At 42.5% G+C, this 18679-nt stretch carries 14 protein-coding genes and 3 pseudogenes; 9 read left to right on the top strand and 8 right to left on the bottom strand.

All coding sequences use genetic code 11. The features are described from left to right. Positions 1–397: 397 nt before the first annotated feature. Entirely contained in the window at positions 398–751 is a 354-nt protein-coding gene (locus R7Z49_RS05185) for a hypothetical protein (RefSeq protein ID WP_318111416.1), read from the bottom strand. A 1309-nt stretch (positions 752–2060) separates the two neighbouring features. Between R7Z49_RS05185 and R7Z49_RS05180 the strand changes: the two genes are divergently transcribed. Then, entirely contained in the window at positions 2061–2675 is a 615-nt protein-coding gene (locus tag R7Z49_RS05180; protein WP_025612720.1) for a hypothetical protein, read from the top strand. 59 nt (positions 2676–2734) lie between these two features. Further along, complete coding sequence (locus R7Z49_RS05175; RefSeq protein ID WP_169637214.1) at positions 2735–3082, top strand: hypothetical protein; 348 nt, start codon at positions 2735–2737, stop codon at positions 3080–3082. A gap of 165 nt (positions 3083–3247) precedes the next feature. Here R7Z49_RS05175 and R7Z49_RS05170 read toward each other — a convergent pair. Beyond that, positions 3248–3470: pseudogene (locus tag R7Z49_RS05170) on the bottom strand (hypothetical protein); the annotation flags it as partial. A 218-nt stretch (positions 3471–3688) separates the two neighbouring features. Here R7Z49_RS05170 and R7Z49_RS05165 point away from each other — a divergent pair. Continuing rightward, positions 3689–4387: a hypothetical protein gene (locus R7Z49_RS05165; protein WP_025612718.1), complete on the top strand. Its 699-nt coding sequence runs from the start codon at positions 3689–3691 to the stop codon at positions 4385–4387. Positions 4388–4790: 403 nt separating this feature from the next. After that, positions 4791–6040: pseudogene (locus tag R7Z49_RS05160) on the top strand (DEAD/DEAH box helicase). Between the two features lie 151 nt (positions 6041–6191). Here the strand turns inward: R7Z49_RS05160 and R7Z49_RS05155 are convergent. Then, entirely contained in the window at positions 6192–6608 is a 417-nt protein-coding gene (locus R7Z49_RS05155; protein WP_005375544.1) for a VF530 family DNA-binding protein, read from the bottom strand. A gap of 418 nt (positions 6609–7026) precedes the next feature. On the opposite strand from R7Z49_RS05155, the gene R7Z49_RS05150 reads away from it, so the two are divergent. Continuing rightward, the gene (locus R7Z49_RS05150; RefSeq protein WP_053303744.1) at positions 7027–8484 is read left to right on the top strand and encodes a DUF3360 domain-containing protein; all 1458 of its coding nucleotides are present in this window, start codon (positions 7027–7029) and stop codon (positions 8482–8484) included. 131 nt (positions 8485–8615) lie between these two features. Here the strand turns inward: R7Z49_RS05150 and trpB are convergent, their stop codons facing one another. The 4 genes and pseudogenes from trpB to R7Z49_RS05130 all read right to left on the bottom strand — a co-directional run bounded on the left by trpB (position 8616) and on the right by R7Z49_RS05130 (position 11673). Then, on the bottom strand, positions 8616–9839 hold the full coding sequence (trpB, locus tag R7Z49_RS05145) for a tryptophan synthase subunit beta (protein ID WP_005375643.1): 1224 nt from the start codon (positions 9837–9839) through the stop codon (positions 8616–8618). A 400-nt stretch (positions 9840–10239) separates the two neighbouring features. Then, positions 10240–10546, bottom strand: a pseudogene (locus R7Z49_RS05140) (S1 RNA-binding domain-containing protein); the annotation flags it as partial. Between the two features lie 359 nt (positions 10547–10905). After that, positions 10906–11118: a cold-shock protein gene (locus R7Z49_RS05135; protein WP_005375644.1), complete on the bottom strand. Its 213-nt coding sequence runs from the start codon at positions 11116–11118 to the stop codon at positions 10906–10908. Positions 11119–11424: 306 nt separating this feature from the next. Beyond that, the gene (locus R7Z49_RS05130) at positions 11425–11673 is read right to left on the bottom strand and encodes a hypothetical protein (protein WP_005375646.1); all 249 of its coding nucleotides are present in this window, start codon (positions 11671–11673) and stop codon (positions 11425–11427) included. 289 nt (positions 11674–11962) lie between these two features. On the opposite strand from R7Z49_RS05130, the gene pcp reads away from it, so the two are divergent. The 4 genes from pcp (at position 11963) to R7Z49_RS05110 (ending at position 15575) form a co-directional block, all read left to right on the top strand. Continuing rightward, complete coding sequence (gene pcp / locus R7Z49_RS05125; RefSeq protein ID WP_064354607.1) at positions 11963–12601, top strand: pyroglutamyl-peptidase I; 639 nt, start codon at positions 11963–11965, stop codon at positions 12599–12601. A gap of 197 nt (positions 12602–12798) precedes the next feature. Further along, complete coding sequence (locus R7Z49_RS05120) at positions 12799–13062, top strand: hypothetical protein (RefSeq protein ID WP_053303741.1); 264 nt, start codon at positions 12799–12801, stop codon at positions 13060–13062. A gap of 63 nt (positions 13063–13125) precedes the next feature. After that, positions 13126–14112 carry a CobW family GTP-binding protein gene (locus tag R7Z49_RS05115; RefSeq protein ID WP_017821090.1) on the top strand — a complete coding sequence of 329 codons (987 nt, stop codon included), beginning with the start codon at positions 13126–13128 and terminating at the stop codon, positions 14110–14112. Positions 14113–14282: 170 nt separating this feature from the next. Further along, the gene (locus tag R7Z49_RS05110) at positions 14283–15575 is read left to right on the top strand and encodes a DEAD/DEAH box helicase (protein ID WP_025768979.1); all 1293 of its coding nucleotides are present in this window, start codon (positions 14283–14285) and stop codon (positions 15573–15575) included. Positions 15576–15641: 66 nt separating this feature from the next. Here the strand turns inward: R7Z49_RS05110 and R7Z49_RS05105 are convergent, their stop codons facing one another. Continuing rightward, positions 15642–18632: a DUF6701 domain-containing protein gene (locus tag R7Z49_RS05105; protein ID WP_411913021.1), complete on the bottom strand. Its 2991-nt coding sequence runs from the start codon at positions 18630–18632 to the stop codon at positions 15642–15644. Between the last annotated feature and the right edge of the window lie 47 nt (positions 18633–18679).

The following is an 18679-nucleotide window of genomic DNA, read 5'->3' as shown; positions in this document are numbered from 1 at the left end:
AGTTTGCAACGTTTCCTCTATCAGAGCGTTTGTCAGGGGTTATTTAACTGGCTATGGCAAACACACCTCTGCCCCAAAGTTGTTTAGATTAAATACCCTACAAAATCTAGGGGCAGGCGTTTTCCCCTACCAAATCTAATCCGATTCATGAAGACTAGCATGTGTCTTTTTTGCGTGTGAATAGGCTAAAGTGTGTTCTTGGTGGAAAGTGAACCCTCCAGCTCCACCAACCGTTTGGAAGCAACATATTATCAATTAGTTAGTGCTTTTTTGAAAATGCTATATTTGTATAAGCGCTTCGTAAACGCCATGTGGGTTCATGGCGGCTCATAGTTGAAGTGCTCAGTTCTCTAATTTTAGTCAAACCATCCTCTCAATCTATCTTTACAGGGGACGGTCACTTGATGTACCCCATTAAGCATTCTCCCGCTTGCTGTTCTGAGAAATAGACTGCTAACGACTGTTTTTCATTTTTATTAGCCAAAATAGAATACTCAAAAGCTTTTTCAAGCACCACAAGCCCACGCATGTAATCAGAAATATTACTTGTTGTGGATTTCAATTTTTCCTTAGCTAAATCATAAGACATTCCCATTTGACGAAACGTCATAAAAGATTGAGCCACTTCTCCAACACCTCTACACTCTTCCAGAATATCACGGGATTCACTTACTTCTAGATTAACGCTAGACATAGCGTTCGCATTCAAAATCAAGGTACAGAATAAAAATATCGACTTTTGAAATTTCACAATATCACCACTTAATCGAAATTTATCACACCAACAACCGACCAACCTTCTTGACACCGCGGACACCTGAAATCACTCCTACCATAAATCAAGCCATTAAGAGATTCGATTGGAATCAAATAATCACTAAATGGTAAAAATCTCACACTACTTTGTAATGTTACTAGCTCTAGGTTCTTATCTATTGTGATGTATTCAAACACTGTTTTCGGTAGCGCATCTGACTCTCGTAACCTCAAAAAAAGCTCAGCTTCCGAAAAACCAAGCGAGATGCTGCCATTGACACCACAAGCACAATTTATTCTGATAATTTCACCAGGCAAACTTATTTCCTTTATCATGAAGATAGATAGCTACATAGTAAATGCGACACTGTATTACTTTTAGTTAAATCATAATTGCCCTGAAACGTGTTTAGACAGCATTTACCTATACAAGATAAATTTAGCCAACAAGCGGTTGACCATTTGTGCAACAAGCCTTTTGCACAAATGAGCTAACGCATCTTTGCCCCATTTCGGATTAAATTATTTACTCAGTATCAGAGAAAACTCGCAGTTTTCCCTAGAATAGGTAATATGACTAGCCATAGATGCAGGTAATACCAACTTATAGGATTTCATCGTCACTCCAATCCACTAACGAGGTGAACAATGACAAGTAAGAGTAAATAAGCCACCAGAAATTTTGATTAAGAGGTATTTAAATTGAAAAGAGATGTCGCGTTACTAGTAGCCGAAGCGCCTTGGTTTTCTTTCAAAAACAACAGAGATCAAGCGAGTGGACTCCGTTTTTTACAGGGATAAAGCAGTATGTGAACAAAAATGCTAAGAAATTACAGCGTAATATTTATTCATGTGAATATTACGATAATAACTCCTTGGGGTATGCGTTAAATCACTTAGACATGGAAGAGAACATACAAATACTTTACATCGGTGGGCAGTACTACTAGAAACTGCAATAATCAAAGAGTTCACTGAAGGTTATATTAACGAGGGTAAGTTGAACTCTAAACAAGACATTATCACTTGCTTTCATAATGCTCTTTTTCCATTTGATTTGAATATCCCTTTTGCCAATGGTGACGATGGAAGTCCTCAAACTCTTGGTGAATCAATACGTTTTTGGTCAAGACCACAAGGGAGCAGGTCATCCTGTAAACGTCACAAAAGAGTTACTTACTGGCTTGATGACTTGAGTATCGGGCAAAATCGTGAGATTTCTTTCTTAGTTTTAGGTATAAGCGAGTTTAGCTAGTTGTTAGCACATACTACTTTATTAGTTAAACAACAGGATGAAACTAACTATGCCTATTAAAAGAAGAGTTAAAAATAATCATATCAATTATGAGCATGTGGCGAAGCTGATTCTTTTGTGTTCTAAAAAACACTGTTCAGATGCTGAAGCAGGTCAAAATAGGTTCAAAGTTCGTGAAGGTCTCATCCAGAAGATAACGGGCATACCTTTATCTCATGATGACCGCTTTTCCATTATCAGAGAGTTTAATTATCTAGGCTGGCAGGTAGCCATTAACCCTGATTATTGGCTTGTATTTGCGGTGGATGAAGATCAACTATTTAAGTGGGATGAGGCTAGTTACCTGTATGGGCTGGAGCAAAGCATCAAAGCAATACAGCAGGGATATGAGCCGCAACTGGGAGAGATTTACGATTACTATCCACTTAGATCAAACCTAACTGCAAAGTTCTTAGGTTGGTCGGACGAAGATATTCAGGAAAAGCTTGTGGAAGAGGCTTTAAGGGAAGCAACAGATGAAGTTGAAGAAGAGTATGAAGAAACAGGTGATAAATCTCTTCTAGGTATCGGACAGAATGATGAAATCTGCTTAACGAACTTCACTTTTTGGGAGTATCTAGACTTCGAACTGGCTAGAAATGGACTAGTTTTCAAATCTAAATAAGACTGGCGCAGGTGTGTGGTTACTCGATAGTAGCCACTCATCCTCCAAGGAGGTTTGTGTTGTTAACCCCTCAAATACCTATCGTGATCAATACCAGTAATCTTCACAAATGCCTAGAAGATGCGAAGTTAATATCGAAAAAGGTTGGAGAGCAGAACATTCTCTTAGAGCTACAAATTTATCTTTTAAGGATAGATTTATTAATAGCCAATAGCCGTATCCAGAGTGATTGGCAAACCAATGCATTAACCCTCGATAAAATTCTTCGTAAACTTTTAGGGCTCTCAAAGCAGATAGAGTCGTTGATAGATAACCATGTTTTTTCAACTCAATATTGCCTTGATAGTGCTTTGGAACAAGTGAAGGTATTGATTACCGTAACCTGTAAAGATATAGACGGTCGGTAATATTCTTGGTGTAATTTGGTGCTTGATATGATGGTTATGTTCTAAGACAGACTGAGTGATTATATGTCACCCCGACAATTACAAAGGACTGTTTACCGTCTCTCCAGAAATGATTTGTGCAGTTTTGGGAGTGCCCGTATCTGCTTAATCCTGATTCGTCACAATTCAGTGTGTGTTTCTTCCAACTCTTTTTAGATCACGAATTGCTTTCTCTTTATTAGCAATTCGCAGGGGCCGATCTGAAGTTATGGTATTGTTGATAATGTCAATATTATCACATTTCGTGTGTGTGAACTCGATAACGCCATATGAGGTCCTAAACTCCCCCCTTGCGTCCAGTCGTCATGATCGTAATTCGGTCAATCATCACTTGGGAAATGACACTGTATGGCAATCTGGTTAATAACTTAAAAGTGAACGGCCTACCTAGCGATTTTGGTGTTATAATATTGATTATTAGGAAAAAACTCTTCAATATTGACGCTGCGAATAGCTAAGAAGCTCAAAGCCTATTTTTCAAGCTTTGAGCTTACCTTACGATTTGCTCAGATGATGGCTACAAATTTAACTCTAATGAATACCAAAATTTTTTAAAAGGAACTAAAGATGGCAAGACATAGTGCCAATCGGGGAATACTGGTGCTGGAAAGTCCATGGGAATTGGATGATAGTGACTCTAACCGTTCAAGTGTTGTGCCTTTTATTGAAGGTGTTGCAAAATTAGCAGGGGATACAGAAGTTTACCATGCTGATTTTTATGACAAAAAGAGCTTTGAATATGCCTTAGAATGTCTTTGTAAAGTCAGGTTTTCTAACACTATTGTCTATATTGCAGCTCATGGGTACAAGAAGAAAATAGGTAATATGAAGTTAGAGGATATTCTTTTCGCTATTGGCATGAAATCAAAACAGTACAACATAACAGGGGTTATGTTCGGTTCATGTTTCGTCGGGGGGAATACTGAGTTAATCGAAGTCTTCACCGCTGCCAATAATTTACGTTGGTGTGCAGGTTATGCTTCGACATCTAACTGGCTAAGTGGCACTTTCATCGATAGTGCAATCATTGCGCAGATGATCAATTTAGAAGAAAGTGAGTTCTCTAATCGAGATACACTTGTCGAACATCTTGCTTATGCAATATCCCCTTTCTCAGACCAAATGTACATTGGTGACGATTATGAAGAGAATCCTGTAGCTTTGTCGGACTCATTGCAGTTTATCGTGCAACCTAAGGGACAGGGTTATCATCCAAAAACAGTTTCGTCGGAAGTCTTCATAGCTAAGAAACAGTACGACGTATAAGATCTCCGCCACATGACGGATTAACTCAAACTGTAGTGGATGAGTTGATTTGGCCAATAGATAAGAGGTATTTACAATACCTCAGATTATCCGCTAAATGCTAATTTAGGGAAAGCACTGACAAACTTTTGTCCAATTATAAGCTATAGGGTTTTCTCAAGCTGTATTTTGCTTTACAGGAGTCAGAATGCCTGACTCCTTTTCACTTTGCTTGTCGTGAGCTTTACCATCTTGGTCGTAGAGTATTGGTTATCGAAACCATTAACTCATGTTAGTGAAAGGAAGTTCCTGAACCCTATAGTGCTTCTTTCACCAATCTTCTGTTTGGGCCATTATCTCTAACATCCAGACGCGAAATAGCATAAGATACACGGCCTTTACTAGCACTGAGCCACTCATTGTAATGACAGATAAAACACAGCAAGCGACATTTGCCGATCTTGGCCTGATTCCAACATTAGTCGAGCGACTAGAAGCGTTGGAATACAGCCAACCGACGCCCATTCAATCCCGTTCTATTCCTGATATCCTTGAAGGGAAAGATATTATTGGTGGTGCCAATACGGGGTCTGGTAAAACCGCTGCTTTTTCGCTGCCAATCTTGCAAAAAATTGTTCAGCAAGACGAATCAAACAATCGCCGTGGCAACTTCGTTTCCCACCTGATTTTAGTACCAACTCGTGAGTTGGCATCACAGGTGGCATATAACGTCAAATCTTACTCATACCATCTCAGAGATAAGATCAAAACGGTTGCCGTATTTGGTGGTGTATCGGTGAACCCACAAATGCTGGCGCTTCGTGGTGGCTGTGACATCATTGTTGCAACGCCGGGTCGATTACTTGATCTGGTATCCAGTAACGCGATTAAGTTGGACCAAGTAAAAACGCTTGTTCTTGACGAAGCCGACCGTATGTTGAGCCTCGGATTTACCGAAGAACTGAATAAGATTCTTGCGTTACTCCCAGAGAAGAAACAGACGCTGTTATTTTCTGCAACTTTCCCTGATAAAGTGACGACGTTGGCTCAGCAGTTGCTCCGCGACCCTGTTGAAGTTCAGTTGCAGAGCGCAGAAGCCAGCACTTTGGTGCAGCGCGTGTTTAGTGTAAATAAAGGTGAGAAGACGGCGGTACTCGCGCACTTAATCAAACAGCATCAGTGGCGACAGACTCTGATTTTTGTGAATGCTAAGAATGCCTGTAATCATTTAGCTCAAAAGTTGTCAAAACGCGGTATTACCGCTGAAGTTTTCCATGGTGATAAAGGGCAGGGCGCTCGTACTCGTGTCCTTGACGGTTTTAAGTCTGGCGAGATTCAAGTTCTTATTGCCACCGATATCGCAGCACGCGGCCTTGATATAGAAAAACTTCCAGTGGTGATTAACTTCGATCTTCCGCGTAGCCCTGCTGATTATATGCATCGAATCGGTCGTAGTGGTCGTGCTGGTGAAGTAGGTTTAGGTTATCTCTTATCGATTACGACGACTACCACCATTTCAAAGTGATAGAAAAGAAAAATAAGTTTCAACTTGAACGCGAGCAGGTAGTCGGTTTTGAAGTGGAAGACGATCAGAGTGAAGCCTACTTTTTACCAATGAAGCCGCGAGCGAAGCCGGCAGGTACGGGTAAAAAGAAGAAAAAGCGTAATCAATAGAAAACGTAAACTACATGTGAGTTTACTTACGGGAGTTGTTAGAGAAAAGGAATGCTCACTAGCTTGAGTCTTCGCTTCTAGCCATTCCTTTAAAGAACAATAGAGCCCTGCTGGAGCTACCAGTAGGGCTCTATTGCTTTTCAAGATAGTGTTATTGGCGACGAGCAGGGCGTCCGCGAGGTGAACGCTTTTTAAATGCAGACGCTGCTTTGGCTTGTGACTTAAGAATAGAGTCAACGGTTAGCGGCATTGGCTCTTTAGGTTCAAGGCCATGAGGGAAGGTACGAGCTCTTGGTGGTAAGTTGTATTCTTCTTCGCTCGCGCGTGGCATGCGCTTAAAGCGATAAAGGTAAAAGTTTTCTAATTTTTCTCTCGCCCATTCGGTTTTCTTTAAATACTTCACGCTACTTGCAATCGAAGGCTTAGTGTTAAAGCAATTAAAACGCATTGCTGTATCTAGAATGTCCCAGCCGTAAAAATCCACTAACTCTTGCAACATAGTCTCTAGCTTTAATCCGTGCAGTGGATTGTTCTGTTGCAGCTCGATTCTCTCTTCGTCAGTCATCATTTTTAAGGGCCTTACTCATTAAAGGGCGGAGTTTAACAAAGTATACAATGTAGAGATATCTATAGTTACTTTGCGATGGATGCGAGCACAGTGCTCTCTACCTTGAAAGTATAAATCGGAATTGGCCGCTCTACTTGGCTCTCTGCTCAAAAATGACTCTTAAAAGTTCAAGCGTCCCAGCTCGATGTTAAATTATTGTGTAATAAGTGAGATTTTTGTTGTTCTTTTACTAATGTCTAATATTCCTACCCATAGCAACACATGCTTAATAAGCTCAAAATCAAAATTGGTTCATGCCGCTTTCTTAGTATGGCCTAGAAGTTTGATGTGGGTGTTGTCTCGTATTGGTCGAAGGCCTGTCTACCAAGCGAAACTCTAGTTGACGTAGTTCAACGTTGAAACATAAAAGGATGACTCAATGTCTGACAAAAGTAAGACTTTTTACAGGGATGTGCGCAAAAAACCGCATGAATTTGAAAGCCGAGAAGACTTTCTAAATCATGATTTAACCGTCATGAGTTTCCGTCGCTGGGGAATTCATTTGCCTTCACGTGATTACAGTATTGAAATCGAAGACTGGGTACCGGCATTAGCAGCAACCATTGGTAAAGTGGTTATGGTCACTGCCATGGTTTCCGCTTTTGCTGCTCAGTTTGGTTTATCTCCGGAATTCATTGCAGAAAACGTGCGTTACGAATTACTTATCGCTGGAGCCCTGTTCGTCATCCTGTTTTCTGCCATCCTAAACCCGAATGCAAACTTAGCGGGAACCCATGGACCAATGATACCGCTGATTCCTATGATTGCAGCTGCAGGAGGGCACCCTCTCGCGCTAGGTTTGATGGTGTGTGTTTTTGGGTTAATTCTCGCCTTAACCAAAGGTGGCTCTAAACTCATGACTCTTACTGGTATCGGGGTTCGAGGAGGGTTGTTGATCTACCTTGGTGCCGTTGGGTTGCTCGGGCAAATTAATAAGACGGAAGCGTGGGCTGCAAGTACGGACCAAGGTTACATTTCGTTTGTGGTCATAGGCCTAACCGTTATGGTTTACGCTTACTTAGCCAAGATCAATAAACGTTGGCTCGCTATCCCATTGTGCTCTGCACTCGCGGGTATTGTTGCTTATTTGATGGGCGCTGAGTTTGCTTTTACCACAGAACCGGGCCTACCTAATTTCAGTCCATTCTACTGGTGGGGGGAAGATACAGGCTGGCAGCTAGGCTGGCCAACCCTAGAGCACTTTATTGCCGTGACTCCATTTGCTCTACTGGCAGTCGCTATGTGGTCCCCTGATTATCTCGGCCATCGTGTGTTTCAAGAACTTAACTACCCAAAAGAAGCGAAAGGTGTACTCATGGATGTCGACGACACGATGGTCGGAGCATCTGTTCGTCAGGGGGTTGGTTCACTCTTAGGGGGCGGAAACCTAGCTTCTTCTTGGGGAACGTACATGATTCCTGCCGCAATTGCCAAGCGTCCTATTCCAGGTGGCGCTCTGTTGACGGGTTTCATGTGTATTGCGGCGGCGGTAATTGGCTACCCAATGGATCTAGCAATGTGGGAACCTGTTCTGCGCGTTGCTTTGATTGTGGGTGTATTCTTACCACTCCTTGAAGCGGGTATGCAGATGATCCATAAGCATAAAGATTCACTCAGTGCAGGTATCTGTATTTTTGCCTGTGCATTCGTTAATCCAGTCTTCGGTTGGGCAATCACGATGCTGTTGGATAACCTCGGGCTTATCGGCGACCATGAGCGTGCTAACGAACTATCGCGCAAAGATAAATATCTGATTCCTGGCACTGCGTTTATCGTATGTGCAGGCTCCCTTGCTATTGTTGGTCAGCTTCCAGGCATTCCAGCTCTTATCGGTTAATCGAATTATGCTCTAAAGGTATAGTGAGAGCAGTGAGTAAAGGGACTTGCTTCTTAAAATAGTAGACAAAAACAAAAAGCTACCTAGTACCAGGTAGCTTTTTGCATGTAGGGTTAGGCTACGGAGTTAGGCTATATGAGTGATTCAATGCCGTATTTTGCGCCGTAGTGTTCAACGACAAAATCAATGTCTTTGTCACCACGGCCTGATAAGTTGATCAAAATCGAGCCGGTTTCTCCTTGCTGTGCGAGTTTAATTGCGTAAGCGACAGCGTGTGAGGATTCAATAGCAGGGATTATTCCCTCTTCACGAGACAGCTCAAAGAAGGCATCAATCGCTTCGTCATCACTGATTGAGCCGTAATTGACACGGCCAATGTCTTTTAAGTAACTATGCTGAGGCCCAACCGATGGGTAATCCAAGCCACTTGCTACAGAGTACACTTCCTGAGGTTCGCCTTGCGCATCTTTAAGCATGTAAGACTTAAATCCGTGCATGATACCTGGCTCACCGAGTGTGAGTGTTGCAGCATGCTCGCCAACCTTTTGCAAAGAGCGGCCCGCAGGTTCAACGCCGTGAATGGCGACTTGTTCATCCTCTAAGAAAGCAGTAAATAGCCCCATCGCGTTAGAACCACCTCCAACGCATGCGACGAGATTATTGGGTAACTTGCCGGTCATTTCTTTGAATTGAACTCGTGCTTCGTTACCGATAATTGATTGGAAATCTCTCACCATTTTAGGGAATGGGTGAGGGCCAACGACAGAGCCTATCGCATAAAGTTGTGTATCAGGATCTTTCAGATAAGCTTCGAATGCAGAATCTACCGCTTCTTTGAGGGTTTTGCGCCCATGAGTGGCAGGAATGACATTAGCACCAAGGATTCTCATGCGGACGACATTCGGATGTTCTTTGGCGATATCAACTTCACCCATGTAAATGTCGCATTTCAAGCCAACCAATGCCGCGGCTGTAGCAAGCGCAACACCGTGTTGCCCTGCGCCAGTTTCTGCAATTAGTTTCTTCTTACCCATCTTTTTAGCGAGAATGGCTTCCCCTAAGCAGTGGTTAATTTTATGTGCGCCTGTATGGTTTAAGTCTTCGCGCTTTAGGTAGATGTCTGCTCCGTATTTTTTAGACAAGTTTTCCGCATGGAAGATTGGGCTAGGTCGTCCAACAAAGTGCTTATACAGGCGAGCGAGTTCCGCTTTAAATTCAGGATCTTTGCTGCATTCCTCATAAGCTGCGTTGATGTCATGCATGATTTGTTCAAGCTCAGGTGGAACAAAGCTACCACCGTATTCACCAAAGTATCCTTCTTCGTTGGGCATAGTGAGATCAAACGAGTTTTTCATTATTTACATCCTAGTTAACGAAAGTATTGATACTTTTATACCCAAAATTTAGAAGTGGTTGTGTGATCAGTTGCTTAAATCAGAGTTCGCGATCTAGTGCACTAGTTAAAAAGTACAACTTGTGTAGGGGACAATAGTTGTGATGTAGAATCAGGTGGTTTGAATAGATGCAAAAAAGCCTCGAGAGATCCTAGGCTGTCATAAGAACCTCTCGAGGCAAACAGAATGCTGGAAATACACTCTGCGATGGTGTCTGGAAACAAAAATTAGATTCGTTTCCTTTGTCAGATATTAGGGTTTTAGAATGAGTCGATGTCAGCGAAATGTCACAAGTTAATTGCGGTATTAAAAGCTTATTTTTTATTTTTGATTAATGGATTAGAAAGTAACCTAAAACAGGCTAACCTACCGCGTGTTCCGCGTCTTTTAAGTTGGACATGATCTTTCTTTGTCTCGAATCGGCGTCTTTAACCAACACGTGCACTTTAGCTCCTAAAGTAAACGTGGCGCTCTGGCTGGAAATTTTTTGTTTGACTGCATCAAATTCGAACTCACCATTTTGGAAACTTGATAAAGGAATGAGACCTTCGGTTCGGTTCCTCTAACTCAACAAATACCCCGAAGTGTGTGACTCCACACGCTGTCCCTATGAAGTGTTGTCCGATAAATGGCTTCATGTAATGACATTTCAGTGCTGACTCAACCTCTCAGCTAGGGATTATGTGCTCGTAGTTATTAGAATTTATTGATTGAGCAGATATATTTAATTTCATTTTTTCTCTTATATTCGCCAATCGCTTTTATTTTATAAACTTTATTTTTATGAGCAAAGCATGAGGCGAAGTGATTCAGATATGAATGAGATTAATTTAATTCCAAACTGGAATTGCAAGGTAGGTTGTGTGATTACCTAAAGATGTATACCAAAGTGACTTTATTGAAAGTGATTAATGATGGTGTGGGAGAGGTAAGTGATTTGGGTATATAAACTTAGATAGAGAATAGTAAGGGCAGTAATAAGTGGAAGGGGATTGTGGCACCAACAACATTGATGCCACACAAAGAATTACAGAGCAGTTACTTCAGCTGCTTGTAAACCTTTGTTACCTTGTTCAACAACGAACGATACTTTTTGGCCTTCAGTAAGAGTTTTGAAGCCTTCAGAAACAATAGAACGGAAGTGAACGAATACGTCATCACCGCCATTGTCTTGAGAAATAAAACCAAAACCTTTAGTTTCGTTGAACCATTTTACTGAACCAGTTAATTTATTAGACATAGATACCTCTATATTTGATTGTTTTAAATATTGAATTTTTAGCTAATATCAAGTGCTACTATATGATTTTAGAGATAACTATTTTGTCGCAGGAACGTAAACGAGGAATTCGATGTGGAACTGAGAGAAACTTTGATCTTTAATTACATTAATAGCTCTTTCCGTAAGAGCTGATGTGCAGTATACCGACAAAATTAATAAAGGCTAGCCTTTTCTTTTTTATTTTTTGAGTACACCAAGCGCATTGCTTTCAAAGCATACGCTTGGTGTATAAGACGGCGTGATGTTATAGGTGGCGTCGAGCGCTTAGTGTTTTCTGGTTGGGCCGTTACGAACGATGTCTTTACCATTGTCATATACGTGCTGCGAAACCCAGCGACCGAGGAGCAATTGGTGCTTTTCTCCTAATACGGCAACAAATGGACGACCATCGGTATTAGAGGTGGCTAGCGCAACGCCAGTGACACCTTCAAGGCCAAGAGCGCCGCTTTCTACTAAATGCAGAAATGCCTCTAACTCTTCAATCGTTTCGATTACATGGTTATCAATATTCATTGTATTCAATCTCTTCGAATTGCATTGCGGTCGCGTACTCTACCTAAGTTAAGCGTGGAAACCAAGCTTCTACGTGCGTCATGTAATGAGAGAACCTTGCCCTGCCACTAATCATCAATAAGTTAGTCTCGATAGTCCGGAACTTGCCTAGATTCAATGAGGCAGAAAACACTCTCTGGTTAGACATGAGTCACATAATGTTGTCTGGTTTATCTCATCAATACTTTTGCTATTGGATGGGGTAAAGGGGAGTGCAATAATTTGTAAAACTCTTTTCCTAAAGGCTGTTATGAAGAAAGTCCTGATTACCGGTTTTGAACCTTTTGGTGGTGACGCCATTAACCCCGCCTTAGAAGCGGTCAAGCAATTAGAGGCTGCGGCCATAAAAGGCGGTGTGATAGTTACTTGCCCAGTCCCCGTAGTTCGATATGACTCGGTGAAAGTCGTTATTGAAGCAATAGAAGCGCACCAGCCAGACTGTGTGATTACTGTAGGGCAAGCGGCCGGGCGTAGCGCGATAACCCCAGAGCGTGTCGCAATTAATGTCGATGATTTTCGTATTCCAGATAACGCTGGTCATCAGCCGATTGATGAACCCGTGGTGGCCGATGGTCCTGATGCTTACTTCTCGACGCTGCCGATAAAGCGTGTTGTTCAAACGCTGCAAAAGCAGGGGATACCTAGCCAGATTTCCAACAGTGCCGGAACATTTGTATGTAACCACCTTTTTTATGGCATCCAACATTATCTAAAAGACAAACCTATTCGTCATGGGTTTGTTCATATCCCATTATTGCCAGAACAAGCAGTAGATGGCAGTCAGCCTTCTATGTCTTTGGACATGATAGTCGAAGGGCTAAGGCTGGTGGCGCAAGTTTGTATTGCCAATGATAGCGATATCCTGGTAAGCGGTGGAACGATTTGCTAGTAAGTGTTTTAAAATCCAGTAAGTGTCTGAAAGATAATAATAAGCTCGTCGTTTGATGTTGTAGTAAATGTTAGCTTTGTCAAATTTCACAAGTAGCGAAAGGAGTAGCATTGAATAGTCAGGTTGGATGTTGTTCAAACTGGCATTCCTCTAGTACAGGAGGTGTTAGGGGCTAACTTTACGAAAGGCGAGTTATTATGAAAAGCAACAAAAGTAAGTCAATCGCACTTATCTCTGTCGTTGTTTTCGCGTTGGCTATTGCTGCGCTTAAATTCGAAAACACGCTCGGAGTTCTTCCCATCGTAGTCGCTATTATCGCGTTTTTTACTTGCGTTATTTATACCGGTAGGTACTTGTCCGATATGAAGCGTTCAGAGTTGATAAGTCAACCCAAACAAGCTCGAAAAATGTGTGCCAACGCATCACGCAATGAGCTTGATGAGTGCGATAAAAAGCGTTGAAGCGAGTCACATTCTCCGTATACTTTGCTGGAGCATTAATGCACTAACGTGTCGGAGATAAGCATGTCAAATCGAGTACCAACCAACATACTGACCGGATTTTTGGGTGTCGGTAAAACGACCACGATTTTAAATCTACTGAAGAACAAACCGGAAAAAGAAAACTGGGCGGTTTTGGTCAATGAATTTGGTGAGATTGGCATCGACGGTGCATTGATGACCGACCAAGGAGCGCTGATTAAAGAAGTGCCGGGTGGTTGTATGTGCTGCACTGCGGGTGTGCCGATGTCGGTAGGTATCACCGCATTATTGCGTCAAAAACCGGACCGTTTATTGATTGAGCCGACAGGCCTTGGTCATCCAAAACAGGTTATCGCGACGCTTACCTCACAGCAGTATGAACCTTACGTTGATCTTAAAGCGACGATTGCCTTGGTTGATCCGCGTAACTTAAGTGATGAAAAGTATCTTTCTAACCAAAACTTCGTGGACCAGTTAGACAGTGCAGATGTGGTTATTGGTAGTAAGGTTGACCTATGTTCCAGCCACGACCTTGATGTGTTTAATGACTGGGTGACGGACCAATCCCCTTCAAAAGTATTCAGTAAGCTTATTCATGACGGTGAGTTGCCGATAGAAGTCTTGGATATTGAACGGGTTTACGGCAGCGCTTCTTCCCATATCGAGTCACATCATCATGACCACGCTCATCAAGAGCCTCAATTCCAGTTGGCGCCTGGTGAAGCCTTTGTGCGCAAAGAGAACAAAGGGCAGGGTTATTTTAGTTGTGGGTGGTTGTTTGGGGCAGAGTATAAGTTTGATTTTGAAAAGCTTTTCTCTATGCTTTCGGACTTGACCGCAGAGCGTGTTAAAGCAGTGGTCAATACGGATCAAGGTTGTTACGCGTTTAATGTTGCCAACCGAGTCGTGTCGGTGAATGAAATCAGCTTAGAAGGCTTTGAATCACGATTAGAAGTGATAGATTCTCAGCTGTTGCCATGGGATGAGCTTGAGCGAATTCTCCTTCAGTTATCTGGCATCAAACATTAAATTGCGCAAAGGTTAAACGAAAACGGTGAACCACTGATATATCTGTGCTCACCGTTTTTTCTTTTGTAGGATTTCAATGAGAAAAGTGAGATAAATCACTCAAATTCGGGTATAGTGCACGGCTAAATTTTTAAAGCTATTTTTAGTGGTTTGTTTAAGGAATACGCTCAATGTCATTTTCATCTCAAGGTTTTGCGCCAGAAGTGGTTAAAGCACTGGCAGAATGCGGTTATGAAAAGTTAACGCCAATTCAACAGAAGGCGATTCCAATGGCTCGCAAAGGCCATGATATTTTCGCTACAGCACAAACAGGTACTGGTAAAACGGCTGCGTTTTCTCTGCCTATGATTCAGCAGCTGCTAGACAGTAACCGTAGCGCTTCTCGTAAGACTGCTCGCGCACTTATCTTGGCTCCAACTCGTGAGCTTGCTGAACAAATTGCTGACAACATCAAAGCTTACACGAAGTACACGAACCTGTCGGTGGCTGCGATTTTCGGTGGCCGTAAAATGTCTTCTCAAGTAACGGCATTAGAAAACGGTGTAGATATCCTAGTGGCTACACCAGGTCGATTGGAAGAGCACATTGAACAAGGTAATGTCTCGGTCGCACACTTAGAGTTTTTAGTGTTTGATGAAGCAGACCGTATCTTGGACATGGGCTTTATTCACGCAGTACGTAAGATCATGCTAGATGTGGATACTGATCCGCAAATTATGATGTTTTCAGCAACGACTTCGAGCCAACTAAATCTGTTAGCAAAAGATATCCTGCGTAAGCCTAAGCGTATTGAAGTTGAGCGAGCGAATACGACAGCACAGACAGTTGCTCACGTGTTATATCCAGTTGATCAAGAGCGAAAAACGGAACTGCTTTCGGAGCTGATTGGTCGTAAGAACTGGAAACAAGTGTTGGTATTTGTGAACTACAAAGAGACCGCAAACGACGTTGTAAAAGAGCTGAAACTTGATGGTATCAAAGCGGTGGTTTGTCATGGTGACCGTGCTCAAAGTGCTCGTCGTCGTGCGTTAGAAGAGTTCAAGTCCGGTAAAGCACGTGTCATGGTGGCTACCGATGTCGCTGCTCGAGGTCTAGATATTGAAGATTTACCTCACGTTGTGAACTATGACATGCCTTTCCTAGCGGAAGATTACGTTCACCGAATTGGTCGTACAGGCCGTGCAGGTAAACAAGGCCATGCTGTTTCATTTGTAAACCGAGATGAAGAGCTCACGGTTGTTCAGGTTGAAAATCTAATCCAGCAGCGAATTCGCCGTATTGAGCTTGCAGGCTATGAACCAAAACAGCGTGAATCTTACATTGAAAAGCTGCACTCAAAACCAGCGTTTAAGAATCGTCAAGGTCGTCGTAATAACCCGAACCAGTCGGCAACAGACCAAGGGTCGGCAGAGCGTCGTCTTGCTATGGTGAAGCGCCTGAAAGCGCGTCGTGGCGCAAAGTAAATTACATCCGTTTTAGATGAAAAGAGCCCCTCAATATAGGGGCTTTTTTTGTTTTGTCGTTTCGCGTTAATTTAGGCCAAGCATATTTGGCTCACCACGATAAATAATGCGATCGTTTCCTCGGTGAATACCAAACGTAACTGTAACAGGTGGATTTTCCTCTTCACTTGTCGTGTTATCCCAATCGTATTTCAGCCAAGGGATGCGATTACCTGAGCCGTCTAAATCCAGGTGGAATTGTATTTGCTCGCGTGCTGAGTCAATTTGGCTTGCAACGATATCGGTCATTCTGCCAATACTCATCGTTCCAACGCCAGAAAGCAGGGCGTTGTTTGCTAGCGCATGAGACCAAATTGGCGTGCTGAAGTAATATTCACCACTCGCCGTTGTTGAGCTGTCATCGAAGTTAGTCGTAAATCGACCGTTTTGCCAAATTTCCACATCAAGTGGCACTTTGATCACCATGCCTTGGTTGCCACCTACATCTTGAAAGTTCAAACGACCGAATCGAATGTCTGGTTGTTTTGTGAGCACTTCGCTATCGTCGAAGAAGTTTACCTCATCAACGGCTTTAGTCGTGACTAAACCTATTTGGCTGCTGTCACTGTTAGTCCCTTTATTAAATGGGCCATCAGGGTATTGTTTATCTGTCGTGTTCTTTTTCCAACATGGGCTATTGTTACAAGTCGCATTGGTCGAGGGCTTCTCGATCACAAACGTTCCAACACTCGCGCTACCCAGTAGTTTCCAGTCTACCTTCTTAGGCTTAGGCGGCAAAAACCGATCGGAGTATGAGCTTAGCTCGCCTAAGTCGAAATGTTGTTGAAGGTTAGATGAAAAGTGGACGTAGTTCTTCACGTTTTCCTTATTCGCATTGAGTGCGACAACATCGTAAGTGACTTTCTCAAAAGGTTGATTCATGTAAGCAAAAGTTTGGCCATGTGGGTAGTGCCATTCTTGGTCTTGCACTTGAAAATATTTTGGGTAAAAACGACCGATGTAACGATAGCTTTCGTTCACAGTCATACCTAGATATTTACTTTCTAGGTTTGCTTTTACTCTCAAGCTCCCGACTTCTTCCCAATATAATCCATTAAAGACGAATTGATCATTCTTGGCTGAATTATGCGCCTGAGCCAGTGAGTCACTACTTTTTAGCAATTTTGAGGTTTGGTTCGCTGTCTCTGATGGCGTATGTTGCTCACTCGACAAGACAACCGATGCTGCTGGAGCGTCATCAAGCATAAAATTACGGGTGATAGAGGCATCACAATAACGTGCTGATTCAACAGAACCACTTACAGAGCCGTCAGTTTGCCAAATGATCGGCTTCACTGTTAGAGAGAAAAGTTCTCCGGCGGCAATAAACCCATCTCCTTGTTCAGAGGTGCCAGAAGGCAAAGCACGTTGGTTGTCACAGATAGCGAATGTCCATGGTCGCGAGTGCACATTAAATGTCCCTTTCACTTCCACTTTGCCTTCTTCAGGGCACTCTTCAAATCCCTCACATTCAAAATGATCGGACAATGTCACTTCAAATATGCCGGACTCGTTCGTGACAAGACCATGTTCAGACAAGCCGTCTTTAAATTCCGCTGAATAGCTAAAGTTTCCTTCACTTCCTCCTAATGGTTGAACCAATGGATGAAAAACCTTAGGAGTACCATTGTAGTTGCTTGCGACTACAGGTTCGCCGGTGGAAGCACAAGCAAGCAATCGCGTATGCACGTTTTCTGGTTTACCTGCAATAACGCGTATTTCATTTAAAGTGGCGCTTTTCGTCTTTGAGTAGGCCTCAAACATAAATGGCGTAAACATAAAGCTAACCGTTTGATGCTTGCTGGTGTCTTCTGCCATAGTGAAAGTCAGCGTGTAGTTAGTACCTAACGCGATGGTATCAATATCGTTCGGGACCACTCGAACAACGAGCTCACCATTGTCGTCAGACATAAATTGGTTTGCTTTTAATGTCTGCTGACCTTTGATCACCTCTAAAGTGAACAAGTCAGGGTGTGATAGGGCTGCACTGACTTCTGCGCTTACAACTTCTCCATTATTGGTTGTCATTGCTGTAAATTGCGGAAGATCGTCGCCGCACATCAGTGCCATGTCGTCCGATGGTGTGACGCTGAGGTCGAAGTCGTTCTCTGATGGAGGCGTAATTTTACATTCAGGGATATAAGAAGGAATAGGGCAAGTTGTTGGTGTTTGATTTGCGTAACTACAATTGGGTTCATCAATGCCACAATAGTGGTTGAAATTTGAACTTGATTCTAGGGTGGCTGTCACACTACCACAAATAGAAGTATTGGAGTTATTAATTGAAAAATGCATTGCCGAAATAGCTTGCTTATTCGCATATATTTTGGTCGTGCCAAAACCTGTATCTACAGTATGTCCCTGAGATGTCAAAGAACCAAAAACTGTCGTATTATTAAGATTTATCCCCGATAGAGCATTAATGTTGCCCACAACTATTGGTGTATTAGAAAGCGACGATTCCAGTTGATTAATTTCTACTTTTGTTCCTTTTGATTTGATATCACCGCAGAACATACCAGATTCGATGTACACGTCACTTTGAGCAATGATGTTGCCATTAAGGACGTTGTGCTCTCCGTAAAACTCGACAGAACGGCCATTTCCACCAACACCATTGGTTTCTATATCTCCTTCGATTTCACTATCAGTTATTTTTATAGAACCTAAAGCAGAGACATTACCTAGTACGTAGCTATTACCATTAATTTTTAACCAAGTTCCTTTAGCTTTGATGTTTATAGGGCTTTCCTTTGAGCCTATGACATTCTGCCCACGGAGTGTTATGGAACCATGAGCGGTTAAAGACGATGAGCTTTGACTACTATTTATAATTTGATCGCCTTTCGGGAGAACAATATTTGTAGTGCAATCGTAAGTAGAACCCGTTACATGAATGGTTCCGTTTTTACAAAAGGCAACATTAGTGTTTGACTTGATATCTGCTAAGTCATAAGTGGTGGCGTGTGAGGTTAGCGGTAAAAAAAGAACCGCAGTGAAAATACTGCAAAGACGCATCATCAAATGTCCTAATGAGTGGAACAAGATGGCATCAAGCGAGCGTG

It is taken from the genome of Vibrio sp. 1562 (assembly GCF_033340155.1).
GTDB lineage: Bacteria > Pseudomonadota > Gammaproteobacteria > Enterobacterales > Vibrionaceae > Vibrio > Vibrio alginolyticus.
Note: the sequence above shows the minus strand (reverse complement) of the source record. Positions and strands in the feature narration are given on the sequence as shown.

Bases quoted from the DNA above. Each gene is read 5' to 3' on its own strand.
- R7Z49_RS05155 (WP_005375544.1), bottom strand. From the start codon at position 6,608: ATGATGACTGACGAAGAGAGAATCGAGCTGCAACAGAACAATCCACTG.
- R7Z49_RS05135 (WP_005375644.1), bottom strand. From the start codon at position 11,118: ATGTCTAATAAATTAACTGGTTCAGTAAAATGGTTCAACGAAACTAAA.
- R7Z49_RS05120 (WP_053303741.1), top strand. From the start codon at position 12,799: ATGAAAAGCAACAAAAGTAAGTCAATCGCACTTATCTCTGTCGTTGTT.
- trpB (WP_005375643.1), bottom strand. From the start codon at position 9,839: ATGAAAAACTCGTTTGATCTCACTATGCCCAACGAAGAAGGATACTTT.
- pcp (WP_064354607.1), top strand. From the start codon at position 11,963: ATGAAGAAAGTCCTGATTACCGGTTTTGAACCTTTTGGTGGTGACGCC.
- R7Z49_RS05130 (WP_005375646.1), bottom strand. From the start codon at position 11,673: ATGAATATTGATAACCATGTAATCGAAACGATTGAAGAGTTAGAGGCA.
- R7Z49_RS05180 (WP_025612720.1), top strand. From the start codon at position 2,061: ATGCCTATTAAAAGAAGAGTTAAAAATAATCATATCAATTATGAGCAT.
- R7Z49_RS05110 (WP_025768979.1), top strand. From the start codon at position 14,283: ATGTCATTTTCATCTCAAGGTTTTGCGCCAGAAGTGGTTAAAGCACTG.
- R7Z49_RS05115 (WP_017821090.1), top strand. From the start codon at position 13,126: ATGTCAAATCGAGTACCAACCAACATACTGACCGGATTTTTGGGTGTC.
- R7Z49_RS05150 (WP_053303744.1), top strand. From the start codon at position 7,027: ATGTCTGACAAAAGTAAGACTTTTTACAGGGATGTGCGCAAAAAACCG.
- R7Z49_RS05165 (WP_025612718.1), top strand. From the start codon at position 3,689: ATGGCAAGACATAGTGCCAATCGGGGAATACTGGTGCTGGAAAGTCCA.
- R7Z49_RS05105 (WP_411913021.1), bottom strand. From the start codon at position 18,632: ATGCGTCTTTGCAGTATTTTCACTGCGGTTCTTTTTTTACCGCTAACC.